Source organism: Pseudomonas sp. Irchel 3A18 (assembly GCF_900187465.1).
GTDB classification, from domain to species: Bacteria; Pseudomonadota; Gammaproteobacteria; order Pseudomonadales; family Pseudomonadaceae; genus Aquipseudomonas; species Aquipseudomonas cichorii.
This window is the reverse complement of record NZ_FYDI01000006.1, coordinates 186,996-210,162: the sequence shown is the minus strand read 5'-3', so window position 1 is coordinate 210,162 and position 23,167 is coordinate 186,996. Positions and strand designations below refer to the sequence as shown.

20 protein-coding genes and 4 tRNA genes are annotated in these 23,167 nt (G+C 58.0%); 19 read left to right on the top strand and 5 right to left on the bottom strand.

Going from position 1 to position 23,167, the window contains the following annotated elements:
* Positions 1-93: 93 nt before the first annotated feature.
* Genes ribF through ispH form a run of 5 tightly spaced genes read left to right on the top strand, consistent with a single transcriptional unit; the run spans position 94 to position 5,849 of the window.
* Complete coding sequence (ribF, locus tag CKW23_RS14205; RefSeq protein ID WP_025261874.1) at positions 94-1,044, top strand: bifunctional riboflavin kinase/FAD synthetase; 951 nt, start codon at positions 94-96, stop codon at positions 1,042-1,044.
* The gene (ileS, locus tag CKW23_RS14200; RefSeq protein ID WP_025261873.1) at positions 1,041-3,872 is read left to right on the top strand and encodes an isoleucine--tRNA ligase; all 2,832 of its coding nucleotides are present in this window, start codon (positions 1,041-1,043) and stop codon (positions 3,870-3,872) included. Before ribF ends, ileS begins: the two co-directional genes overlap by 4 nt.
* Positions 3,865-4,383, top strand: coding sequence for a signal peptidase II (gene lspA / locus CKW23_RS14195; RefSeq protein WP_025261872.1), 519 nt, complete (start codon positions 3,865-3,867; stop codon positions 4,381-4,383). The genes ileS and lspA overlap by 8 nt, the downstream gene beginning before the upstream one ends.
* The gene (locus tag CKW23_RS14190) at positions 4,376-4,843 is read left to right on the top strand and encodes a peptidylprolyl isomerase (protein WP_025261871.1); all 468 of its coding nucleotides are present in this window, start codon (positions 4,376-4,378) and stop codon (positions 4,841-4,843) included. Before lspA ends, CKW23_RS14190 begins: the two co-directional genes overlap by 8 nt.
* Positions 4,844-4,901: 58 nt before the next feature.
* Entirely contained in the window at positions 4,902-5,849 is a 948-nt protein-coding gene (gene ispH / locus CKW23_RS14185; protein WP_025261870.1) for a 4-hydroxy-3-methylbut-2-enyl diphosphate reductase, read from the top strand.
* Positions 5,850-5,851: 2 nt separating this feature from the next.
* On the opposite strand, the gene CKW23_RS14180 is transcribed toward ispH, so the two are convergent.
* Entirely contained in the window at positions 5,852-6,352 is a 501-nt protein-coding gene (locus tag CKW23_RS14180; RefSeq protein WP_095067763.1) for a GspH/FimT family pseudopilin, read from the bottom strand.
* Between the two features lie 132 nt (positions 6,353-6,484).
* Between CKW23_RS14180 and CKW23_RS14175 the strand changes: the two genes are divergently transcribed.
* Genes CKW23_RS14175 through thiO form a run of 7 tightly spaced genes read left to right on the top strand, consistent with a single transcriptional unit; the run spans position 6,485 to position 13,413 of the window.
* Positions 6,485-6,955: a GspH/FimT family protein gene (locus CKW23_RS14175; protein ID WP_025261868.1), complete on the top strand. Its 471-nt coding sequence runs from the start codon at positions 6,485-6,487 to the stop codon at positions 6,953-6,955.
* Positions 6,955-7,473 (top strand): type IV pilus modification protein PilV, encoded by a 519-nt coding sequence (gene pilV, locus CKW23_RS14170; protein WP_095067762.1) that lies wholly within the window; start codon positions 6,955-6,957, stop codon positions 7,471-7,473. The genes CKW23_RS14175 and pilV overlap by 1 nt, the downstream gene beginning before the upstream one ends.
* Positions 7,470-8,174 (top strand): prepilin-type N-terminal cleavage/methylation domain-containing protein, encoded by a 705-nt coding sequence (locus CKW23_RS14165; protein WP_025261866.1) that lies wholly within the window; start codon positions 7,470-7,472, stop codon positions 8,172-8,174. Before pilV ends, CKW23_RS14165 begins: the two co-directional genes overlap by 4 nt.
* Positions 8,175-8,188: 14 nt before the next feature.
* Positions 8,189-8,692, top strand: coding sequence for a PilX N-terminal domain-containing pilus assembly protein (locus tag CKW23_RS14160; RefSeq protein WP_025261865.1), 504 nt, complete (start codon positions 8,189-8,191; stop codon positions 8,690-8,692).
* On the top strand, positions 8,679-11,861 hold the full coding sequence (locus CKW23_RS14155; RefSeq protein ID WP_025261864.1) for a pilus assembly protein: 3,183 nt from the start codon (positions 8,679-8,681) through the stop codon (positions 11,859-11,861). The genes CKW23_RS14160 and CKW23_RS14155 overlap by 14 nt, the downstream gene beginning before the upstream one ends.
* Positions 11,862-11,873: 12 nt before the next feature.
* Positions 11,874-12,272: a type IV pilin protein gene (locus CKW23_RS14150; protein WP_038400035.1), complete on the top strand. Its 399-nt coding sequence runs from the start codon at positions 11,874-11,876 to the stop codon at positions 12,270-12,272.
* 28 nt (positions 12,273-12,300) lie between these two features.
* A complete protein-coding gene (gene thiO, locus CKW23_RS14145) occupies positions 12,301-13,413 on the top strand; it encodes a glycine oxidase ThiO (RefSeq protein ID WP_025261862.1) in 1,113 nt (370 codons plus the stop codon).
* A gap of 25 nt (positions 13,414-13,438) precedes the next feature.
* Here the strand turns inward: thiO and CKW23_RS14140 are convergent, their stop codons facing one another.
* The 4 genes from CKW23_RS14140 to CKW23_RS14125 form a co-directional block, all read right to left on the bottom strand.
* The gene (locus CKW23_RS14140) at positions 13,439-14,779 is read right to left on the bottom strand and encodes a sigma-54 dependent transcriptional regulator (protein ID WP_025261861.1); all 1,341 of its coding nucleotides are present in this window, start codon (positions 14,777-14,779) and stop codon (positions 13,439-13,441) included.
* A gap of 2 nt (positions 14,780-14,781) precedes the next feature.
* Positions 14,782-16,374: a PAS domain-containing sensor histidine kinase gene (locus CKW23_RS14135; RefSeq protein WP_025261860.1), complete on the bottom strand. Its 1,593-nt coding sequence runs from the start codon at positions 16,372-16,374 to the stop codon at positions 14,782-14,784.
* Complete coding sequence (locus CKW23_RS14130) at positions 16,364-16,603, bottom strand: PP0621 family protein (protein ID WP_038400034.1); 240 nt, start codon at positions 16,601-16,603, stop codon at positions 16,364-16,366. The genes CKW23_RS14135 and CKW23_RS14130 overlap by 11 nt, the downstream gene beginning before the upstream one ends.
* Before the next feature lie 196 nt (positions 16,604-16,799).
* The gene (locus CKW23_RS14125) at positions 16,800-17,822 is read right to left on the bottom strand and encodes an outer membrane protein assembly factor BamD (protein ID WP_095067761.1); all 1,023 of its coding nucleotides are present in this window, start codon (positions 17,820-17,822) and stop codon (positions 16,800-16,802) included.
* A gap of 151 nt (positions 17,823-17,973) precedes the next feature.
* Between CKW23_RS14125 and rluD the strand changes: the two genes are divergently transcribed.
* The 7 genes from rluD to CKW23_RS14090 all read left to right on the top strand — a co-directional run bounded on the left by rluD (position 17,974) and on the right by CKW23_RS14090 (position 23,108).
* A complete protein-coding gene (gene rluD / locus CKW23_RS14120; RefSeq protein WP_095067760.1) occupies positions 17,974-18,936 on the top strand; it encodes a 23S rRNA pseudouridine(1911/1915/1917) synthase RluD in 963 nt (320 codons plus the stop codon).
* Entirely contained in the window at positions 18,933-19,661 is a 729-nt protein-coding gene (gene pgeF, locus CKW23_RS14115) for a peptidoglycan editing factor PgeF (protein WP_095067759.1), read from the top strand. Before rluD ends, pgeF begins: the two co-directional genes overlap by 4 nt.
* Before the next feature lie 146 nt (positions 19,662-19,807).
* Positions 19,808-22,372 carry an ATP-dependent chaperone ClpB gene (gene clpB / locus CKW23_RS14110; RefSeq protein WP_095067758.1) on the top strand — a complete coding sequence of 855 codons (2,565 nt, stop codon included), beginning with the start codon at positions 19,808-19,810 and terminating at the stop codon, positions 22,370-22,372.
* A 299-nt stretch (positions 22,373-22,671) separates the two neighbouring features.
* Positions 22,672-22,747: transfer RNA gene (locus CKW23_RS14105), tRNA-Asn, on the top strand.
* A gap of 29 nt (positions 22,748-22,776) precedes the next feature.
* Positions 22,777-22,853: transfer RNA gene (locus CKW23_RS14100), tRNA-Pro, on the top strand.
* 6 nt (positions 22,854-22,859) lie between these two features.
* Positions 22,860-22,935: transfer RNA gene (locus tag CKW23_RS14095), tRNA-Lys, on the top strand.
* Between the two features lie 96 nt (positions 22,936-23,031).
* Positions 23,032-23,108 (top strand) — tRNA-Pro (locus CKW23_RS14090).
* Positions 23,109-23,167: the final 59 nt, after the last annotated feature.

The window sequence follows — 23,167 nt, the reverse complement described above, 5'->3', positions numbered from 1 at the left end:
GGTCCGACCGCTGTTGTCTGGTCTGGGCGTGTTGCCTGTCGCCCGGGGCCGTGTGTGGTTATAATCGGCCACTTTATGAGCAAGAAGTGCGTTATGCAGCTGGTTAGAGGCCTCCACAACCTGCACCCCTCGCATCGGGGCTGCGTCGCCACGATTGGCAACTTTGACGGTGTCCACCGCGGTCATCAGGCGATCCTGATGCGTCTGCGCGAGCGCGCTGTCGAGTTGGGCGTGCCCACTTGCGTGGTCATTTTCGAGCCGCAGCCACGGGAATTCTTCGCTCCTGACACCGCGCCAGCACGTCTGGCCCGGCTGCGTGACAAGCTTGAACTGCTGAGCGCCGAGGGTGTTGACCGGGTCTTGTGCCTGTCTTTCAACCAGCGTCTGAGCAAACTCAGTGCCGCCAGCTTCGTCGAGACCATTCTGGTCGACGGGCTGGGCGTGCAGCATCTTGAGGTAGGCGACGATTTCCGATTCGGTTGCGACCGCATCGGCGACTTCGACTTCCTGCAACAAGCCGGTAATACTCATGGTTTTACCGTAGAGGCGGCGCAGACCGTTGAGATCGATGGTGTCCGGGTCAGCAGTACCAAGGTGCGTAATGCCCTGGCTGTCGCGGATTTTGCCCTGGCCGAGCATTTGCTCGGTCGCCCGTTCCAGATTACCGGACGGGTTCTGCATGGCCAGAAGCTAGCACGCCAGTTGGGTACGCCCACGGCCAATGTGCAACTCAAGCGTCGTCGTGTGCCGTTGAGCGGGGTTTACCTGGTCAGCACGAACATCGATGGCAAGGCCTGGCCGGGAGTCGCCAATATCGGCGTGCGTCCGACCGTGGCAGGTGATGGCAGTGCCCACCTTGAGGTTCATCTTCTGGATTTTGCCGGTGATATCTATGGCCGGCGTTTGACGGTGGCTTTCCACCACAAGCTGCGCGATGAGCAGCGTTTCGCCTCACTGGAGGCGCTCAAGACGGCGATCAATGCGGACGTCGCCGCCGCCCGTGCCCATTGGCATGGCCAACCGCTAACCAAGAGCCTGAAATGACCGATTATAAAGCCACGCTAAACCTTCCGGACACCGCCTTCCCGATGAAGGCCGGCCTGCCCCAGCGCGAGCCGCAAACTCTGCAGCGCTGGGACAGCATTGGCCTGTACCAGAAGCTGCGCGAGATTGGCAAGGATCGTCCAAAGTTCGTCCTGCACGACGGTCCTCCCTACGCCAACGGCAATATTCACATCGGTCACGCCGTCAACAAGATCCTCAAGGACATGATCGTGCGCTCCAAGACCCTGTCGGGCTTCGATGCGCCTTATGTGCCGGGCTGGGACTGCCATGGCTTGCCGATCGAGCACAAAGTCGAAGTCACCCACGGCAAGAACCTGTCCGCCGACAAGACCCGTGAGCTGTGCCGCGCCTATGCTGCCGAGCAGGTCGAAGGCCAGAAGGCCGAGTTCATTCGCCTGGGCGTGCTGGGCGACTGGGACAATCCGTACCTCACCATGAACTTCGCTAACGAAGCCGGTGAAATCCGTGCGCTGGCCGAAATGGTCAAGGGCGGTTTCGTGTTCAAGGGCCTCAAGCCCGTGAACTGGTGCTTCGATTGCGGTTCGGCCCTGGCTGAGGCGGAAGTCGAATATCAGGACAAGAAATCCACTACCCTCGACGTGGCATTCCCTGTTGCCGATGACGCGAAACTGGCTGCGGCATTTGGCCTCGATTCGCTGAGCAAACCTGCTGCCATCGTGATCTGGACCACGACATCGTGGACCATTCCTGCCAACCAGGCGCTGAACGTTCATCCAGAGTTCGAGTATGCGCTGGTTGATGTCGGTGACAGACTGCTGGTTCTGGCCTCGGAGCTGGTTGAAAGCTGCCTGACCCGCTACAACCTGCAAGGCACCGTTATTGCTACTACGACGGGCACCGCGCTTGAGCTGATCAACTTCCGTCACCCGTTCTATGACCGCTTGTCGCCCGTCTATCTGGCCGAGTATGTCGAGCTGAGCGCTGGCACCGGTGTTGTGCATTGCTCGCCTGCTTACGGCGTCGACGACTTTGTCATCAGCAAAAGCTACGGCGTGACCAACGATGACATCATCAGCCCGGTGCAGAGCAACGGCGTGTATGTCGAGTCCCTGGAGTTCTTCGGTGGCCAGTTCATCTTCAAGGCCAACCAGAACATCATCGACAAGCTGGCTGAGGTCGGTAGCTTGTTGCACACCGAAACCATCAGCCACAGTTACATGCACTGCTGGCGTCACAAGTCGCCGCTGATCTACCGCGCCACCGCCCAGTGGTTCGTAGGCATGGACAAGCAGCCTGAGACGGGCGAGACCCTGCGCAAGCGTGCGGTCAAAGCCATCGAAGACACCCAATTCGTTCCGGCCTGGGGGCAGGCGCGTCTGCACTCCATGATCGCCAACCGTCCTGACTGGTGCATCTCCCGTCAGCGCAACTGGGGCGTGCCGATCCCGTTCTTCCTGCACAAGGAAAGCGGCGAGCTGCATCCGCGCACCGTCGAGCTGATGGAAGAAGTCGCTCAGCGCGTCGAGAAAGAGGGCATCGAAGCCTGGTTCAAGCTGGACGCTGCCGAGTTGCTGGGTGATGAAGCGCCCAAATACGACAAGATCTCCGACACACTGGACGTCTGGTTCGATTCCGGCACCACTCACTGGCACGTATTGCGCGGCTCGCACTCCATGGGCCACGAAACAGGCCCGCGTGCGGACCTGTATCTGGAAGGTTCCGACCAGCATCGTGGCTGGTTCCATTCCTCGCTGCTGACTGGCTGTGCCATCGACGATCACGCTCCGTACCGTGAGCTGTTGACCCACGGTTTCACCGTTGACGAAAACGGCCGCAAGATGTCCAAGTCGCTGGGCAATGTCATCGCGCCGCAGAAGGTCAACGATACGTTGGGTGCAGACATCATGCGTCTGTGGGTTTCGGCCACTGACTATTCCGGTGAAATGGCGGTTTCCGATCAGATCCTGCAGCGCAGCGCAGACGCCTACCGGCGGATCCGCAACACTGCACGCTTCCTGCTCTCGAACCTGTCCGGTTTCAATCCGGCCACCGACCTGCTGCCAACTGAAGAAATGCTGGCGCTGGACCGCTGGGCCGTGGACCGTACTCTGCTGCTGCAACGCGAGCTGCAAGAGAACTACAGCGAATACCGCTTCTGGAACGTCTACTCGAAGGTCCACAACTTCTGCGTGCAGGAGCTGGGTGGCTTCTATCTGGACATCATCAAGGACCGTCAGTACACCACGGCCCCTGACAGCAAGGCGCGTCGCTCTTGCCAGACCGCGTTGTTCCATATCTCCGAAGCACTGGTACGCTGGATCGCACCGATCCTGGCGTTCACTGCCGACGAGCTGTGGCAGTTCCTGCCGGGCGAGCGTAACGAATCCGTGATGCTCAACACCTGGTACGAAGGCCTGAGCGAAATGCCTGAAGGTTTCGAGCTGGACCGCGCCTACTGGGAGCGGATCATGGCGGTGAAGGCTTCGGTCAACAAGGAAATGGAAAACCTGCGCGCTGCCAAGGCCATCGGCGGCAACCTGCAGGCTGAAGTGACCCTGTACGCTGAAGATTCGCTGGTTGCCGACCTGTCGAAGCTCAGCAACGAACTGCGTTTCGTCCTGATCACATCCACCGCGACTGTCGCGCCTTTGCTGTCGGCACCGGCCGATGCGGTGGTGACCGAGGTTGCTGGCCTGAAGCTGAAAGTGGTCAAGTCCGGTCACGCGAAGTGCGCCCGTTGCTGGCACCACCGTGAAGACGTTGGCGTGAACCCTGAGCATCCTGAAATCTGCGGTCGCTGTGTGGATAACATCAGCGGCGCTGGCGAGGTGCGTCACTATGCCTAATCCAGGCGCTGCAGGCCGTTTTGGCCGTTTGAGCTGGTTATGGTTGAGCCTGCTGGTCCTGATCGTCGATCAGGCCAGCAAGTATTACTTCGAGAACCGGCTGGAGATGTACGACCAGATCGTTATCATCCCCGATTACTTCAGTTGGACCCTGGCCTATAACACCGGGGCTGCCTTCAGTTTTCTGGCCGATGGTGCCGGTTGGCAGCGCTGGTTGTTTGCCCTGATTGCGATTGTCGTGAGTGCAGTGCTGGTCGTGTGGCTCAAGCGTCTTGGCCGTGATGACACCTGGCTGGCAATTGCCCTGGCATTGGTCCTGGGGGGCGCTATCGGCAATCTCTATGACCGTGTCGTGCTTGGCCATGTCATCGACTTCATTCTGGTGCACTGGCAAAACCGTTGGTACTTCCCTGCCTTCAACGTAGCCGACAGCGCAATCAGCGTCGGCGCCGTCATGCTGGCTGTGGATATGTTCAAGAGCAAGAAAGAAGAGGAGCCTGCTCATGGCTGAACAGTCATCGACTCAAGGCGAGCTGCGCATCGGCCAGAACACGCAAGTCACCTTGCACTTCGCCCTGCATCTTGAAAACGGCGACACGGTAGACAGCACTTTCGACAAGGCACCGGCTACGTTCAAAGTGGGTGATGGTAATCTGTTGCCTGGTTTTGAAGCAGCCATCTTCGGCTTCAAGGCCGGCGACAGAAGAACCGTCCAGGTGCCGCCAGAGAATGCCTTTGGTCAGCCCAACCCGCAAAACGTGCAGATCATCCCGCGTTCGCAGTTCCAGGGCATGGAGCTGTCTGAAGGATTGCTGGTGATCTTCAACGATGCGGCCAATACTGAGCTGCCGGGTGTGGTGAAGAAATTCGACGATGAGCTGGTCACCGTCGATTTCAACCATCCCCTGGCTGGCAAGACACTAAACTTTGAAGTGCAAATCTTCGAGGTCAAGGCGATTCTGGCTTCCTGAGCCGGATATCAAGCCCGGCTTCGGCCGGGCTGCTCCGCACGTAAATACGAGGCACAGCATGCAAATCAAACTCGCCAACCCCCGCGGCTTCTGCGCTGGTGTGGACCGTGCGATCGAAATCGTCAATCGCGCTCTGGAAGTGTTTGGCCCGCCGATTTATGTGCGTCATGAAGTCGTTCACAACAAATTCGTCGTCGAAGACCTGCGCGCTCGTGGCGCGATCTTCGTTGAAGAGCTTGAACAGGTGCCGGACGATGTCATCGTCATCTTCAGCGCCCACGGTGTTTCCCAGGCGGTACGCGCCGAGGCAGCAGGCCGTGGCCTGAAGGTCTTCGATGCGACCTGTCCGCTGGTGACCAAGGTGCATATCGAAGTGGCCCGTTACAGCCGTGATGGCCGTGAGTGCATCCTGATTGGCCATGAAGGTCATCCGGAAGTCGAAGGCACCATGGGCCAGTACGACGCCAGCAATGGCGGTGCGATTTACCTGGTGGAAGACGAGGAAGACGTTGCCAACCTCCAGGTGCGCAACCCCGATGCCCTGGCTTTCGTGACCCAGACAACCTTGTCCATGGACGATACCAGTCGTGTCATCGATGCGCTGCGTTCGCGCTTCCCTGCCATTGGCGGGCCGCGCAAGGACGATATCTGCTATGCCACGCAAAACCGTCAGGATGCGGTCAAGCAACTGGCCGATGAGTGCGATGTGGTACTGGTGGTGGGCAGTCCCAACAGCTCCAACTCCAATCGTCTGCGTGAACTGGCCGAGCGCATGTCGACGCCGGCATACCTGATCGACGGTGCCGAAGATATGCAGCGCAGCTGGTTCGACGGTATCGAGCGTATCGGTATCACTGCGGGTGCTTCTGCGCCGGAAGTGCTGGTGCGCGGCGTGATCCAGCAATTGCAGGCCTGGGGTGCGACCGGTGCCGATGAACTGTCTGGCCGCGAAGAGAACATCACGTTCTCCGTTCCCAAGGAACTGCGGGTCAAGTCTCTGCCGTAAGGTCAGGCGCAGAGATCTGTCGGTATCTTGTCGTTCTCGACTCTGACTCTGCCGGTAATGGCCACTATCACGCGATAGTGGCTCACGGCCTCATCACGGACGCAGACGTGAAAGGTGCCGTTGGCAGCTTTCCTGAGGCCTCCCAGGCCGTTGAAGCTGATGTACTGCGCAATCTTGCTGTTGCCGATAATGCGCGTTTTTCCGTCGATGGCCCGTTCGACCAGCACGGTATCGTCATCATCCGGTCCGTTGCCTTTGGTGTCGGTAATGATTCGCCAACCGTTGCTCCAGTCTCCCTCAATGGCATACAGGGTCACCACCTGATTGCGGGTAATGGCTGCAACCCGTGCCGAGCGTATGCCGCCGGCCAGTTCCTGTGCCGCTACCTGCCTGCGATTGGCATCGATAAAGTCTGTAAGCGGTGTGCTGGCAACATTGGCAAGAATGGCCACGAGGGCAACCACGATCAGTAGCTCGATTAATGTGAATCCTGCATGCTTCATTGCTTTTCCTCCCTGGAAAACCGTGTTCCAAATGCCATCCGGGCATTCGTCATCGCAAAACAACCGTATATCCTGCTAGAGATTTTCAGGCATCGCTGCTGCCTTATAGTCGTAACGTCTAGGAGACACCCAATGCGTTATATGTCCAAGGGCTTCAGCCTCATTGAATTGTTAGTCACTGTGTCTGTGGTGGCGATCGTGGCTGCGCTTGCCGTTCCGAGCTTTACCAGCACGATCCAGAACAACAAGGCGGATGCCGAGCTCAATGATTTGCAGCGGGCGCTCAACTATGCACGTCTTGAGGCGATAAACCGGGGGGTGACGGTACGTATCGCACCAACCAGCGGGGCGGACTGGAAGACCGAGCTACAGGTTTTTCTGGCTTCCGATACATCGGCCACCCCGACTGCGTTGCGCAAGGTTGCGCGCCTGAGCAGCGGAGCAACCCTGACGGCGACTGACGTCACCGGGATCGAATTCAATAATCTGGGCGCCTTGTCTACGCCCACCACTGCGGTGGTGATGAACTACACGCGAGGCTCGATTGCCAGGACCATGAATATTTGTCTGACGGGCCGGATCATTCTGGGTGGAAGTTGCTGATGCTAAATGAAGTGCGACGTCGCCAGACGGGCATGACGCTGATCGAGGTGCTGGTTTCGGTCCTGATACTTGCCATCGGCCTGCTGGGTGCCGCCGCGATTCAGCTCAACGCTCTCAAGTACACCGACAGTTCCACCATGACCAGCCAGGCAAGCTTCATTGCCTACGACATGATGGATCGTATTCGTGCGAATGTGGATGGCAATGCGGTCGCCAACGGCACCACCAACGTACTGGCGACGTATGCCCTGGCCAATCTGGCCTCGGCTCCGCCGACAGGGAATCCGACCCGGGCCCGGGATCAGGACCTTTACGATTTCAAGACCAACATCGCCACTTTTGCCGGCTCCACGGCCACAGCCAGCATCGATGTCAGCGGCGCGCCGGCCGTCACCATCACCATTACCTGGGACGATACGCGGGCGGCGGGGGCCAGCACCGTTGCATCCGGTGGTACTGCGGCCGATAGCACCCTGCAGACCTTTACCCTGACCTCGCGTATCGGGGTGAACCCATGAAGAAGTCATCCAGAGGCTTTGGCCTGATCGAAATCATGGTGGCGCTGGTGTTGGGGCTGGTGGTCAGCATGGGCATCATCCAGATATTCAGCGCCTCCCGAGGCACCTTCCTGACCCAGAATGCCTCGGCCCGCATGCAGGAAGATGCGCGTTTCGTGCTGAGCAAACTGATGCAGGAAATCCGAATGACCGGGATGTATGGCTGTCTGGGGTTCAGCAACTATGTGCCGACTGCACCTGCCATTGCATGGCCTGCTGCTCTGGATAACCCCATCCTGTGGGATAACGCCAATAAAACCCTGACTCTGGTGACCTCCGATATCGGCACCACCGGCAGCTCACCGACCTGGACGATAGTCTCCGACTGCCAGACCTCTACCCAGCTTTATGCCGGGGCAAGAGCGCCTGCGGCAGGGCAAACCGCGTTCCCGATGCGTCAGTTGGTCTACACCCTTACCGGCCAGAACCTGACCATCAAATACGGCACAGGCGGGACTGCGCAGCCGTTGCTGCAAAACGTCAGTGCCTTCGATGTTTCCTTTGGTATAGCGGGTAACCCCATGACCTATACCTCGACGATCTCGGCTGCCAATGCGCCCGATATACGCAGCGTTCGTATCAGTCTGACCCTGCAAGATCCGGATGGTCGTGTCAGAAACCAGCAATACAATGTGGTTGCCTACCTGCGTAATCGCTTTTGAAAGGGCCGTATGCAATGAATACAAAGCGGTTTTGCATCATGCCGGCATTCCCGGCCCGACAATCCGGAATGGTATTGCTGGTCAGCCTGGTATTTCTGTTGCTGCTGACATTGTTGGGGATTTCCTCCATGCAGAATGCCACCTTGCAGGAGAAGATGGCGGGCAGTGTGGGCTTGCGCAATCAGTCCTTTCAGAGAGCCGAAGCTGCATTGCGACTGGGCGAGTCGTCCATCCGGGTTGTGGGTTTCACCATGGCCAAATGCACCAATAACACAACCTGCGCCCCGCCTGCCGAATCCACCACGCTTACTGCTGCCGGTACAAATGGCACATCCGGGGTGAGCTGGGTTGCAGCAGCGGGAGGTGGTTTTTATGGCATCCAGAATCTTGGCACCACGGCAACACCCATAAAACGCCCGCCTACCTGTGCAGGCACCGTTACGCTTTACCGTGTCACGTCAGTCGCCATCCTGGGCACATCGAGAACGGTGCTGGAGAGTATTTATGCCAATTGCTAAGACACTTCGGCGCGGGTTGAAGTATGCGTATGGTGCCTTGGCAGCGCTTTATCTGTCTGCGCCGGTTTATGCGTTCACACCTTCACAAGTACCGTTGCTGAGTGCTTCTGCCGTTACGCCCAATGTCATGTTGCAGGTGGATAACTCCGGCAGTATGGATACGATCATTTTTGCCTCGGGGTTCAATGCGTCGGCGTCGTGGCCTGTTATTTATGAGTCTCAATCCAATTGTTTTTTATTTATTTGTGGTTCTTATTCAAGGGGGGCACAAATCAATACGGGGGATTCCGATTATGTAACTGTGGGTAGCCTGAGTACTGATGGGTGTAACAGTGGTTATGGTTTTTACAGGAATGCTTCTTCGGTGACCTGTATCTCATTGCCTGACCCTGCAAGGTCCGGTAATACACGTTATCCCGGTGCTTATCTGTCTTATCTGGTTTCCGAAGTCAATGCTGGCCGCAGTGTGGCGAATATACCGACCGAAAGCCGTTTGACCTCTGCCATTTCTGTTGCATTGGGACTGGTCGATGCCAACCGGTCATTGCGTATCGGGTTGGCGACTTATAATCCCCCCAACAATAACGACAGAGGACCGGGTGGTAATATCAAGCAGGCGGTGAGTGACTTATCGCCTGTTCCGGCCACGACTTATCAGGCAGGCGTTACTCAGGCGACTGCCGATACAAACTACAGGAATCTGCGAGCTGCGATTTCGGCGTTGACTGCAGAGGCCAACACGCCCCTTGCTGAAACCTATTATCAGGTGACTCGTTATTTTCGCGGGCTTACTCCTTTTCCGGCATACACCAATTCCCCGACAACCTTTACAAGCCCCATTCAATATCGTTGCCAGAAGAACTACGGTGTTGTATTGACGGATGGTCTACCTACGTACGACAAGAACTTTCCCACCAATGATGTAGATGATCCCAATCGTTACTTGCCCAATTGGGATCGTGTCAACAATGATGGCCCGAATACCAATGAGGCCAATGAAGGGGATACGCTCTATCTGGACGATATTGCCAAGTTCGCCTATGACATTGACATGCGCAAAGACTCCACTTCCCCGGGCGGCGATCTGACGGGTAGAAGTTGGGACAATGCCGGTTTCCCGAGGCAGAACCTGAGCACATACACGATCGGCTTCACGCTCGATAACCAGATGCTTATCGATGCCGCAGACGATAATCATGGACGTGCCAAATACTTCCAGGCCAACGACAGTGCCGGTCTGAATACCGCATTGAACCTTGCGCTTACTGACATCTACGCCAAGGCAGGCTCCGGCGGTGGTGGCGTATCAAGTTCATCGACCCTCCAGGCCGGAACACAGTTTTACCAGACGCTCTACGACCCGACCGACTGGCACGGTACCGTCAGGGCCTTCAATCTGAATGCCACGACCGGAGCCTTGAGTGCTCCGGTCTGGACGACGGACAGCACGATTGTCAGCAGTTCTACTGCACCTGTTTTCGAGTCATGGAACACGGGGACTACAGGGACTGCATCCGCGAGAATTACACTGGACTTCCTCAATTTCAGTCCGGCACAGCAGCTTGCATTCACGACCACACTGCCTACAGGCGTGACGGGGCCAGAGGTGATTGCCTGGGCCAAGGGCACTGCGAACGCCAAGTTGCGCACGCGCACCAGGCTGCTCGGCGATATCATCAACTCTACGCTGGGCGCGGGGTTGCCCACTGAAAAGACAGCTGCCGATCTGGTTGGCGATACCAGTTACACCACCTACCTGGCCAACAAGAACAGCAACATGACCTACAGCCTTCTGGCCAATGCTAACGATGGCTTCTTCAATGTCATCAATGCTAGTAACGGGGTGCGGCGATACGCCTATATGCCTTCCACGTCGCTGGCGTCTCTGGCGACCATCTCTTCAACCAACTACGGTTCCGGGGTGCACAAGTTCACGGTTGATGGGCAGATTGCGGTTTTCGATACTCAATTATCCGCTGGCTCGGCATGGCGTACAGTCGCTTTCTCCGGTCTGGGGGCGGGGGGCAAGGCGTTCTTTGCGATCAAACTGTTTGAAGGGACCAGCAATACCCCCGAGGCAATGTGGGAGGTCAAGGCACCGGACACCTCCGACACCAATAACAGGTTCAATAACCTGGGTTATACCTACTCCAAGCCTGATGTAGCGCGTATGGCCGACGGGACCGGCATCATGGTGGTGGGCAATGGCTATGGCAGTTTTACAGGCCGGGCGTCGCTGTTCGTGCTGAATGCCAATACAGGCGCATTCATTGCGGAAATCCAGACACCGCTTGTCGTCAGTGGTGAGACTGATAACGGCCTGTCCTCGGTCAAGCTGCGGGTCAATTCGCAGAACGTCGTTCAGGCTGCTTATGCCGGGGACCTCAAGGGGCGTATGTGGAAGTTCGACATGAGTGGTGCGGCGGCTTCCAGCTGGAGGGTCGCTTTCAATGGTTCGCCGTTGTTCACTGCGCCAAGGGGAGCCAACCAGCCGATTACTGTACAGCCGCTGTTAATCGATCACCCGCTCAACGGCAAGCTTGTGTATTTCGGTACCGGTAAATTCAGTGAAACCACTGACAAGCAGACCAGCGCCTTGCAGGACTTTTACGCCATCTGGGATGGTGACGCCGGGTCAGGCAATATTGTTGAAGCCAACCTGCAGGCCCAGGCGGTCAATGGTTCGGTGACCGGCAATGGCAATACTTACTTCACTTCCACTACCAACGATGTGGACTGGGCCACCAAGAAGGGCTGGTACATGCCACTGGCAACCGCTGCGCCTTACTTGGGCGAAAGGATTATCTATCCTGCACAGACCTCTCGTGGCCGTATCATTTTCACCACGGCCTCGGTGAACTCCACCGACCCGTGTGAAAGTACCGGTACCGGGCGTCTGTTCGAGCTGGATGCCGCCACCGGCAGCATGCTCAATTATCAGGTGCTCGATACCAACGGCGACAATGACATTACCGCTGCCGACACCCTCGTTGCCGGCCTTGGGATCGGTACGGGGATTCCGGTGGTCGCTTCCATCGTGGCAGGCACCAACGGCAACAACGACAACAAATACCTGATCGACTCCAGTGGCGGAACGCCAGTCAAGCTGCTGGAAAAGGGCGGGAGTGCCAACGTCTTCCAGCGCATCATGTGGCGACAAATCCAGTAGGGAAGGTGATTCATGCGAGCAGTATCCAGAGGCTTTACCTTGATCGAACTCATGATCGTCGTGGCGATTGTCGGTATTCTGGCGGCCGTTGCTTACCCCAGTTATGTCGAATACACGAAGCGTACTCAGCGTTCGGCCATTGCCAGCCTGCTTTCGGAGCAGACCCAGGCCCTTGAGCGTTTCTTTTCAAGAAATGGCACCTACGTCGGAGCGCAAGGTTTGAGTGGCGGCAATAGTTATTACAACATTGGCCCGGTCCTCACCGCCACAGGCTTCACCTTGACCGCTACCCCAACCGGCTCGCTCATGAGTGGTGACAAATGCGGCAGTTTTGTCATCACGAACACCGGGGCAATCAGCAATACAGGCGCCACCAGCGGCGTGACAACCAAGGACTGCTGGGGGCGTTAACTCCTTTTTTCTTTGCCTAGAGACCAAAATGCACAAGCAACATGTAGTGATCGTCGGTGGTGGTGTTATCGGGTTGTTGACTGCCTTCAACCTTGCCGCCGAAGTGGCCAGTGTCGTGTTGCTTGATCGCTCCGGCGTCGGTCAGGAGTCTTCATGGGCGGGTGGCGGGATCGTGTCGCCACTCTATCCATGGCGCTACAGCCCGGCAGTTACCGCCCTGGCTCACTGGTCCCAGGACTTCTACCCGCATCTGGCCGAACGCCTGTTTGCTCGTACGGGCGTTGATCCTGAAGTTCACAAGACAGGTCTGTACTGGCTGGACCTGGACGATGAGCAGCAAGCCCTGAATTGGGCGGCCCGCGAGCAACGACCGCTGAGCAGTGTCGATGTGTCGGCTGTTCACGATGCGGTGCCGGCGTTGGGGCAGGGTTACTCAAGGGCCATTTACATGGCCGATGTGGCCAATGTGCGTAATCCTCGTCTGGTGAAATCCCTCAAGGCGGCGTTGCTGGCTTTGCCCAATGTCGAGATTCGCGAGCAGTGCGAAGTCAGCGGGTTTGTTCGCGAGGGCAATATTGTTCGGGGTGTCTGCACGCCAACGGGCGATATTCTGGGCGACCGTGTCGTGCTGGCGGCGGGAGCGTGGAGCGGTGAGTTGCTCAAGACCCTGGGCCTGGAATTACCCGTCGAGCCGGTCAAGGGCCAGATGATTCTCTACAAGTGCGCGTCCGACTTCCTGTCGAGCATGGTGCTGGCCAAGGGACGTTACGCCATCCCGCGTCGTGATGGTCATATCTTGATCGGTAGCACGCTGGAGCACGAAGGCTTCGACAAGACGCCGACCACGGCTGCGCTGGAAAGCCTCAAGGCTTCGGCCATCGAATTGATTCCCGAACTGGCCAATGCCGAGCCCGTTGCCCAGTGGGCAGGGCTGCGTCCCGGTTCGCCCGAAGGCATTCCCTTTATCGGCCCGCTGGAGGATTTCGAGGGGCTGTGGCTGAACTGTGGGCACTACCGCAACGGTCTGGTGCTGGCGCCTGCATCTTGCCAGTTGTTGACGGATCTGCTGCTGGGGCATGAGCCGATTATCGATCCGGCTCCTTATATACCGGTTTTTTCGCGAATGAATTCGCCACTATAAGAGCCAATTCATTCGCGAACCGGGTTCAATCCAGCCCCAGCTTCTTCAACCGGTAACGCATCGATCTGAATGACAGGCTCAGGCGCTGCGCTGCCGCAGTCCGGTTCCAGCGGGTTTCCTCCAGGGCTTGCAGGATCAGTTTGCGTTCGATGCTTTCCAGGTAATCTTCCAGGTTATCGATATCGGCCAGATTGTGGCCGTCGTGCTCCTGAGGCGTACCGGACTCGGCCAGGCGAAGGTCCGAGGCGTGGATTTCATCGTTTTCGCAAAGGGTGTAAGCACGCTCCAGCATGTTTTCCAGCTCGCGGACATTGCCGGGGAAGCGGTAGCTTTTCAGGGTTTCCAGCGCCTGAGGGTGCAGGCGTGCCGAGGCCTGGCCGCAGTTGGCCGCCAGACGCAGCAGGACACTGCCGACCAGTTGGTCGATATCTTCACGCCGCTCACGCAAGGGCGGCACTCGCAGTTCGATGACGTTCAGGCGGTAATACAAATCCTGCCGGAAGCGCCCGGCAGCGACCTCGGCGTTCAAGTCCTTGTGGGTGGCGCAGAGAATGCGCACATCCACCACTTGCTCTTGCTGACCACCGACGCTGCGGATGGATTTTTCCTGTATGGCCCGCAGTAGCTTTACCTGCATGGCCAGCGGCAAGTCAGCGACTTCATCCAGAAACAGCGTGCCGTTATTGGCCGCCTGAAACAGCCCCGGCTTGTCTTCATGGGCGCCGGTAAAGCTGCCTTTGCGATGGCCGAAGAACTCGCTTTCCATCAATTCCGACGGTATCGCCCCGCAGTTGACTGGCACGAAAGGCTTGTCGATGCGTGGCCCTTGCTCATGAATCAGCCGCGCGACCAGTTCCTTGCCGCTCCCCGATTCGCCACTGATATAGATCGGCGCCTGGCTGCGAGCCAGTTTGTCGATTTGCTTGCGCAAGGCACGCATCGGTGGGGAGTTGCCCAGCAGACGACTGTCGATGCTGCGTTCTGCCGGGGCGCCGGGCTTCAGACGCAAGGCGCTGCTGACCAGTTCACGAAGCCGGGTCAGGTCCACCGGTTTGGTCAGGAAGTCGAATGCCCCGGCCTTCAGTGCATGGATGGCCATATCCAGGCTGCCATGGGCGGTGATCATTGCCACGGGTGTCTGTGGGTAAACCTGCTGAATATGCTGCACCAGCTCCAGGCCATTGCCGTCAGGCAGGCGCATGTCGGTCAGGCACATGTCGAATGGCTCGCGGGCCAGCCACTCGCGGGCCTCGGTCACATTGCGGGCGCTGTGGGTATCGAGTTTCATGCGGCCGAGGGTGATCTCCAGGAGTTCACGAATGTCCGGCTCATCATCGACTATCAGGATCTTTTGCCGTTGGGTCATGCTCAGCTCAACTTGAACGGGTGAGCGAAAGTGATACGCATGCAGCTACCGCCTTCGTGGCGAAGGGAGTAATCCAGATGCGCCTGATTGCTTTCGCACAGTTCCCGGGAAAGGTAGAGGCCAAGGCCGGTACCTTTGCTTTCTGTGGTGAAAAAGGGCTCGAAGAGTTTGGCCAGATGCTGCTCGGATACGCCAGGGCCGTCATCGAGAACTTCCAGGGTCGGTAGGTCGTTTTCCGGATTGTGGAACAGTTTCAGCCAGACCTGCGCTATGTCATGGTTCTTGCCGCTGTACCGTAAGCCGTTGTGCAGCAGGTTGGTCAGCACCTGATTCAATTGCTCCGGGTCCATGCGCGTGGTGAGCATGCCCTGGCCGATCTCGGTATGCACATTTTGGTTGGCTGGTGCGGAACTGCGAAAGTCCGCGACGAAACTCTCCAGCCAGGTTCGCAGGTCAAGCAGTTCGGGTTCGGTTTCGCGGCGCCTGGACAGTTGCAGGACGTTCTCGATCACCACATTGATGCGTCGCGACTGATCATGAATGATCTGCCCGAGTCGTCGGTCCGGTGCTGACAGCTCTTCCGATTCATTGAGCAGTTGCGCCGCGTGGCTGACAGCGCCCAGCGGGTTGCGGATCTCATGGGCGATACCGGCTGTCAGACGACCCAATGCTGCAAGCTTCAGTTGCTGGGCCTGATGGGCAACCTGCGAGAGGTCTTCCAGAAAGATCAGCGTCTGGCGCTGGTCGCCACGGTTGAGTGCGGCAAAGCTCGGTTGCAGGATCGGGCCGATGGCTGAGGTCGATATGCTGCGCGGTGCCATGATGGGGTTGATCAGCCATTGCCGGAGGCGATCCACCAGTTGTGGCGAGTATTGATCGATGACCTGGCCGACCAGTTGCTCATGGCCCAGCAGGCTCAAGGCGCCCTGATTGGCCAGCAGCACCTGGCGGCGCGAGTCGAGCACCAGAATGCCGGTGCGCATGCGTTGCAGGATCAGGCCATTGAGTTCTTCGAGCTGGTCGACATCGGCGGCACGCTGTTCGGCCAGTACTTCGCTCACCTGCATGCGGGCGGTCAGTGCCTGTACCAGCATGGCGGCGGCAAAGCACAAGGCGCCCAGCGTACTGGCCTGCACATAATCATTTGAGGCCAGCGGGCTGATGAAGCTGATGAAGAAAGTCAGGTAAATGATGCCGATGGCGGAAACAGCAGCAATCAACAGACCAAGGCGGCCGCGCAACAGGACATTACTGATGGCGACCGAGGCAATCAGCAGATTGCCGATACCACTTGAAGTGCCGCCCGCTGCATAGAACAGCCCTGACAGCATCACCGTATCGGTCACTGCCAGGCTGAAGAGCTGTACTTTATGGCTGGGGCGCTCAAGCAGCACCACAACCAGAATGTTGAATACCAGATACAGCCAGCAGCCAGCCCGAAACAGATTCAGGTTGGCCAGTTGCAACAGTTCGGTGTCCAGGTCGCTGGAGATCAACAGCACCAGCACGATGCCAATGGTCAGTCGATAAAGGTGATACAGCCGCAGGATCCGTTGCGCTTGGGGGCTGCCGAGTGAAAGCGTCTCAGCGGTCACGAGTCGCTGGGCCTTCTAGCCTGTGCGCTTCGCTGCAAAACCATTGTTGTTCCTGGCTCAATGCACGATCACGAGGAAGATGAACGCCGCAATGGGCGCAACGCACCATGGGCGATGCCACCGCTTCTGGCGGCTCGGCACGTTTTTTCGGAGCAGGTGGGTTGAGCAGGCGCTTGACGAACCACACCGCTGCCGCGATCAACGCGACCCACATAATTATGCGAATCATGACTACCAGGCTTAATGATTGAAGAGTTCGCAGTGTAGCCAAGGAGCAGGCGGGCGGACAGAGTGTAATGGTCTTTCGCGAATTAATTGGCTCTGGCAAATGAAGGGCGCCGGCAAGCCGCCTCCGACAGACAAGGCAATTCGGTCGCAAGAAATAAAAAAGAGGCCCGCAGGCCTCTTCGTTGTCATCACCGGTTTCAGTCGAACATGCCGAATGTCATGTAGCTGAACCAGGAGCGGCTTTTGGTGCCTTTCGCTTCTTCAGCTTCTCTGGCCTGCTCATCCAGTTCTGCCTGGTTTTCCGGCAACAGTTCTTTCGGGATGGCGTCCTTGGCATCCTGGTACTGCTTCTGGATGTCTTGGTTGGCGCGGGTTTCGCCCGGTGGCAGCGGTGCGCTGCCATTGATCAGGCCCAGCGTCGCTTTCGACAGCCACGTACGGTTGTCGGCTTCGGCCTGACGAGGCGTGAACTGGCCGTCAGCCAGTTGCGGGTGGTTCGGGTAGTTGGTCTTCAGGACTTCGAGGCTGGTGGCTGCCAGCTCGTCGAGGTGAAGGCGCTGATAGGACTCGACCATCACTGCCAGACCGTCGCCGACCGAAGGCGTCTCCTGGAAGTTTTCCACCACGTAACGGCCACGGTTGGCGGCGGCGACATAAGCCTGACGGGTCAGGTAGTAGTCGGCTACGTGGATTTCGTAGGCCGCCAGCAGGTTGCGCAGGTAGATCATGCGCTGCTTGGCGTCAGGCGAATAACGGCTGTTCGGGTAGCGGCTGGTCAGTTGGGCGAACTCGTTGAACGAGTCCCGTGCAGCGCCCGGGTCACGCTTGGTCTGGTCCAGCGGCAGGAAGCGCGCCAGCAGGCCGACGTCCTGGTCGAAGGAGGTCAGGCCCTTCATGTAGTACGCATAATCGACGTTGGGGTGCTGCGGGTGCAAACGAATGAAGCGCTCGGCAGCGGATTTGGCTGCTTCGGGCTCACTGTTCTTGTAGTTCGAGTAGATCAGTTCGAGTTGTGCCTGATCGGCATAGCGACCGAACGGATAGCGTGACTCCAGCGCCTTGAGTTTTTCGGTGGCGCTGTTGTAGCTGTTGTTGTCCAGGTCGGCCTGCGCCTGCTGGTACAGCTCGACTTCACTGAGGTTCTCGTCGATGACTTCCTTCGACGAACAGGCCGCAGTCAGTGCGAGGATGGCGATCAGCAGCAGGTGTTTCACTTGCATGGCGGCTTGCGTCCCTATAACGGCCTGCTGTCTTGGGCGGGGCCGTCCTGTTATGATGAGCGCCCCGCAAGACCCGCGGGGCAAAAGACGCCGTATTTAACCACAAGCGCGCTGCCGAAACCAAAGGCTAGCCGCGCCTTCTAGTCTGGCCATGTCCGAAAATATAGAACTTCGCGCAGAGGTGCCGTCCGAATTGGGCGGTCAACGCCTCGATCAAGTCGCCGCACAATTATTCGCAGAGCACTCGCGCTCGCGCCTTTCCGCCTGGATCAAGGACGGCCGTCTGACTGTGGACGGCGGTGTCCTGCGCCCGCGTGACATCGTTCACGGTGGCTCCGTCCTGCAACTTATTGCCGAGCAGGAAGCTCAGGGCGAGTGGGTTGCCCAGGATATCGAGCTGGATATCGTCTACGAAGACGACCAGATCCTGGTGATCAACAAACCTGCCGGCCTCGTGGTGCATCCTGCCGCGGGTCATGCCGACGGCACCTTGCTCAATGCCTTGCTGCATCACGTTCCCGACATCATCAACGTGCCGCGTGCTGGCATCGTGCATCGTCTTGACAAGGACACCACAGGCCTGATGGTGGTCGCCAAGACGCTCCAGGCTCAGACACAACTGGTCACGCAGTTGCAAAGCCGCAGTGTCAGTCGTATCTATGAATGCATCGTCATCGGTGTCGTCACTGCTGGCGGCAAGATCGATGCGCCGATCGGGCGTCACGGCCAGCAGCGTCAGCGCATGGCCGTGATGGAAGGCGGCAAGCAGGCGGTCAGTCATTACCGCGTACTTGAGCGCTTCCGCTCCCACACTCATGTGCGGGTCAAGCTGGAAACCGGTCGTACTCACCAGATTCGCGTACACATGGCGCACATCAACTACCCGTTGGTGGGCGATCCTGCCTATGGCGGGCGCTTCCGTATCCCGCCAGCGGCCAGCCAGACCATGGTCGAGTCGTTGAAGACGTTCCCGCGTCAGGCGCTGCATGCCCGTTTCCTTGAGCTGGATCACCCGGTCACAGGCCAGCGCATGAGCTGGGAGTCGCCGCTGCCTGACGATTTCGTCTGGTTGCTGTCGTTGCTCAAGCAGGACCGCGAGGCGTTCATCGGGTGAGTGACTGGCTGATTCCAGACTGGCCTGCGCCTGCGCACGTCAGATCCTGCGTCACCACCCGTTCGGGCGGAGCCAGCCAGGCGCCGTTCGACAGCTTCAATCTGGGCGATCACGTGGGCGACAACCCGCAAGCGGTCGCCAGCAACCGTCAATACCTGTCCTCACAACTGAATGTGCAGCCTGCCTGGTTGCGTCAGGTGCACGGCGTCGCAGTTTCGCATGCCGATCCTGCTTCGGTGGCCGAAGCCGACGCAAGCTGGACCGACACGCCGGGCATTGCCTGCACCATCATGACCGCCGATTGCCTTCCCGCGCTGTTCTGCAATCGCGAGGGCACTCGTGTCGCCGCAGCTCATGCTGGCTGGCGAGGGCTTGCGGCAGGTGTGCTCGAGGCAACGGCCGACAGTTTGCGTGTTGCCCCCGAAGACATCATGGTCTGGCTCGGCCCGGCCATCGGGCAGCCTTCTTTCGAGGTCGGCCCGGAAGTCCGTGAAACCTTCATGGCGACCCATCCGCAAACGGCCGATGCCTTTATCCCAAGCGTCAACGCCGGGCGTTTCATGGCCGATATCTACGCCCTTGCGCGTTTGCGCCTTGCCGCCTATGGTGTTTTATCAGTCCATGGCGGCGGGCTGGATACGTTCACTGACTCACGTTTCTTTTCCTACCGCCGCAGTGCCATCACTGGCCGTTTCGCCTCGCTGATCTGGATCGATCAAGCCTGATTGCAGTCCGCTTCAGCGTCAGGCTGATATGCATCAATCAAGTCAAGCTTGAAACCCGCAGAATCGTCCGCATCTAACTGACTATCCAGCAGGTTTTCGTTATAGGTGTGTTCATTGCTCCGGCCTGCTCTGAAGGAAGGTGACTAATGCGTATCGATAGATTGACCAGCAAATTGCAACTGGCCTTATCAGATTCCCAATCGCTGGCCGTTGGCATGGATCATCCAGCCATTGAGCCCGCGCACTTGATGCATGCCCTGCTCGAACAGCAAGGCGGCTCCATCAAGCCTCTATTGCTGCAGGTAGGTTTTGACATCAACAGCCTGCGCAAGGAGTTGAGCAAAGAGCTCGACCATCTGCCGAAGATCCAGAACCCTACCGGCGACGTCAACATGTCCCAGGATATGGCGCGCCTGCTCAATCAGGCGGATCGTCTGGCGCAACAGAAGGGCGATCAGTTCATTTCCAGTGAGCTGGTGCTGCTCGCCGCCATGGACGAGAACAGCAAACTGGGCAAGTTGTTGCTCGGCCAGGGCGTGAGCAAGAAGGCTCTTGAGAACGCCATCAATAACCTGCGCGGTGACGGCGCGATCAATGACCCTAACGTCGAGGAGTCGCGTCAGGCTCTGGACAAGTACACCGTTGACCTGACCAAGCGCGCTGAAGAGGGCAAGCTTGACCCGGTGATCGGGCGAGACGACGAGATTCGCCGGACCATTCAGGTTCTGCAACGGCGTACCAAGAACAACCCGGTGCTGATCGGCGAACCCGGCGTGGGCAAGACCGCCATCGCTGAAGGCCTGGCGCAGCGCATCATCAACGGCGAAGTGCCGGACGGCCTCAAAGGCAAGCGTCTGCTGTCGCTGGACATGGGCTCATTGATTGCCGGTGCAAAATACCGTGGCGAGTTTGAAGAGCGCCTGAAGTCGCTGCTCAATGAACTGAGCAAGCAGGAAGGTCAGATCATCCTGTTCATCGACGAATTGCACACCATGGTCGGCGCCGGTAAAGGCGAGGGCTCGATGGATGCGGGCAATATGCTCAAGCCGGCTCTGGCTCGTGGCGAGTTGCATTGTGTCGGTGCGACCACGCTCAACGAGTATCGCCAATATATAGAGAAGGACGCTGCCCTTGAGCGTCGCTTCCAGAAAGTGCTGGTGGAAGAGCCCAGCGAAGAAGACACCATCGCCATTCTGCGTGGCTTGAAAGAGCGTTATGAGGTTCACCATAAAGTCGGGATTACCGACGGTGCGATCATCGCCGCTGCCAAGCTGAGCCATCGGTATATCACCGACCGCCAGTTGCCGGACAAGGCCATCGACCTGATCGACGAAGCCGCCAGCCGTATTCGCATGGAAATCGACTCCAAGCCTGAGGTGCTGGATCGTCTTGAGCGTCGCCTGATCCAGTTGAAGGTCGAATCCCAGGCCCTCAAGAAGGAAAAGGACGAAGCCGCGATCAAGCGTCTGGAGAAATTGCAGCTCGATATCGAGCGCATGGAGCGTGAATACGCTGACCTCGAAGAAGTCTGGGCTTCGGAGAAGGCCGAAGTGACGGGCTCGGCTCAGATCCAGCAGAAAATCGAGCAGTCGCGCCAGGAGCTGGAGGCGGCACGCCGTCGCGGTGACCTGAATCGCATGGCTGAATTGCAGTACGGCATCATTCCTGATCTGGAACGCAGCCTGCAAATGGTCGATCAGCACGGCAAGCCGGAAAACCAGTTGCTGCGCAGCCGTGTGACCGAGGAGGAAATTGCCGAAGTCGTTTCCAAGTGGACCGGCATTCCTGTCTCGAAAATGCTCGAAGGCGAGCGTGAGAAGCTGCTTAAGATGGAAAGCCTGCTGCACAAGCGCGTCATCGGCCAGAGCGAAGCCGTTGTGGCGGTGGCCAGTGCCGTGCGTCGTTCTCGTGCCGGGCTGTCCGATCCCAATCGTCCGAGCGGTTCGTTCATGTTCCTGGGCCCGACCGGTGTCGGCAAGACCGAGCTGTGCAAGGCGCTGGCGGAATTCCTGTTCGATACCGAAGAGGCCATGGTGCGGATCGACATGTCCGAGTTCATGGAGAAACACTCCGTCGCTCGCCTGATCGGTGCGCCACCGGGTTATGTCGGCTATGAAGAGGGCGGTTATCTGACCGAGGCGGTGCGTCGCAAGCCGTATTCGGTGATCCTGCTCGATGAGGTCGAAAAGGCCCACACCGATGTCTTCAACATCCTGCTGCAAGTGCTGGAAGATGGTCGCCTGACAGACAGCCATGGTCGTACGGTGGATTTCCGTAATACCGTGATCGTCATGACCTCCAACCTGGGCTCGGCGCAGATCCAGGAACTGGTGGGTGATCGTGAAGCCCAGCGCGCTGCGGTGATGGATGCGGTCAGCACGCATTTCCGTCCGGAGTTCATCAACCGGATCGATGAAGTGGTGATTTTCGAGCCGCTGGCCCGGGATCAGATCGCGGGCATCACGGAAATCCAGCTGGGACGTCTGCGCAGCCGTCTTGCCGAGCGCGAGCTTTCCCTGACCTTGAGTCCGGAAGCCCTCGACAAGCTGATCGCCATTGGTTACGACCCGGTGTATGGCGCACGGCCTCTCAAGCGTGCGATCCAGCGCTGGATCGAAAACCCGCTGGCTCAGTTGATTCTGTCGGGCAGCCTCGTGCCTGGCTCCAGCATCACCGGCAAGGTGGTGGATGACGAGATCGTGTTTGGCTGATCGCTTCTATATATAGCTGAACGGAAGGGCTCTCCTGGCGAGGGCCCTTTTTCATCGTGGCGACTGGCGGTGCAGGAATCGGGTTTGCAGGGAGTGCACAGGCGATCTGAAAAAAAATCGCAAATCATTGTCTTAAAAGCAATTTAGAGGGTTGACAGGTGTTTTTGAAAATGTAGAATAGCGCGCCTCAGAGACGTGAACGCAACGTTGCAAACGAAGCGGGCAAAGTCAAAGAGGTTGAATTAACGAGTTAACAGCGAGTTGATTCAAGGCAGTAAGTTGAATCTGAAGTCCGAAGTTCCGCGATAGCTCAGTTGGTAGAGCAAGTGACTGTTAATCACTGGGTCCCTGGTTCGAGTCCAGGTCGTGGAGCCAGATTTCACAAGGTTCAATGCAGTTTCAGTCGGGGTATAGCGCAGTCCGGTAGCGCGCCTGCTTTGGGAGCAGGATGTCAGGAGTTCGAATCCCCTTACCCCGACCATAATTTGGGTCGTTAGCTCAGTTGGTAGAGCAGTTGGCTTTTAACCAATTGGTCGTAGGTTCGAATCCCACACGACCCACCATTTTTGGCTTCAAAGTGATCTTTGAAGCCGAATCTTAAAGATCTGATGCCATTCGCATCAGATCGCAGGCAGCTTGTTGAGGTGTCTTGATTTCAACGGGGTATAGCGCAGTCCGGTAGCGCGCCTGCTTTGGGAGCAGGATGTCAGGAGTTCGAATCCCCTTACCCCGACCATACATCAGCGCAGAAGTAGAGTTTTTACTTCTGATGCGAATTGAAAAGTGCCTGGCCTT

Bases quoted from the DNA above. Each gene is read 5' to 3' on its own strand.
- ribF (WP_025261874.1), top strand. From the start codon at position 94: ATGCAGCTGGTTAGAGGCCTCCACAACCTGCACCCCTCGCATCGGGGC.
- ileS (WP_025261873.1), top strand. From the start codon at position 1,041: ATGACCGATTATAAAGCCACGCTAAACCTTCCGGACACCGCCTTCCCG.
- lspA (WP_025261872.1), top strand. From the start codon at position 3,865: ATGCCTAATCCAGGCGCTGCAGGCCGTTTTGGCCGTTTGAGCTGGTTA.
- CKW23_RS14190 (WP_025261871.1), top strand. From the start codon at position 4,376: ATGGCTGAACAGTCATCGACTCAAGGCGAGCTGCGCATCGGCCAGAAC.
- ispH (WP_025261870.1), top strand. From the start codon at position 4,902: ATGCAAATCAAACTCGCCAACCCCCGCGGCTTCTGCGCTGGTGTGGAC.
- CKW23_RS14180 (WP_095067763.1), bottom strand. From the start codon at position 6,352: ATGAAGCATGCAGGATTCACATTAATCGAGCTACTGATCGTGGTTGCC.
- CKW23_RS14175 (WP_025261868.1), top strand. From the start codon at position 6,485: ATGCGTTATATGTCCAAGGGCTTCAGCCTCATTGAATTGTTAGTCACT.
- pilV (WP_095067762.1), top strand. From the start codon at position 6,955: ATGCTAAATGAAGTGCGACGTCGCCAGACGGGCATGACGCTGATCGAG.
- CKW23_RS14165 (WP_025261866.1), top strand. From the start codon at position 7,470: ATGAAGAAGTCATCCAGAGGCTTTGGCCTGATCGAAATCATGGTGGCG.
- CKW23_RS14160 (WP_025261865.1), top strand. From the start codon at position 8,189: ATGAATACAAAGCGGTTTTGCATCATGCCGGCATTCCCGGCCCGACAA.
- CKW23_RS14155 (WP_025261864.1), top strand. From the start codon at position 8,679: ATGCCAATTGCTAAGACACTTCGGCGCGGGTTGAAGTATGCGTATGGT.
- CKW23_RS14150 (WP_038400035.1), top strand. From the start codon at position 11,874: ATGCGAGCAGTATCCAGAGGCTTTACCTTGATCGAACTCATGATCGTC.
- thiO (WP_025261862.1), top strand. From the start codon at position 12,301: ATGCACAAGCAACATGTAGTGATCGTCGGTGGTGGTGTTATCGGGTTG.
- CKW23_RS14140 (WP_025261861.1), bottom strand. From the start codon at position 14,779: ATGACCCAACGGCAAAAGATCCTGATAGTCGATGATGAGCCGGACATT.
- CKW23_RS14130 (WP_038400034.1), bottom strand. From the start codon at position 16,603: ATGATTCGCATAATTATGTGGGTCGCGTTGATCGCGGCAGCGGTGTGG.
- CKW23_RS14125 (WP_095067761.1), bottom strand. From the start codon at position 17,822: ATGCAAGTGAAACACCTGCTGCTGATCGCCATCCTCGCACTGACTGCG.
- rluD (WP_095067760.1), top strand. From the start codon at position 17,974: ATGTCCGAAAATATAGAACTTCGCGCAGAGGTGCCGTCCGAATTGGGC.
- clpB (WP_095067758.1), top strand. From the start codon at position 19,808: ATGCGTATCGATAGATTGACCAGCAAATTGCAACTGGCCTTATCAGAT.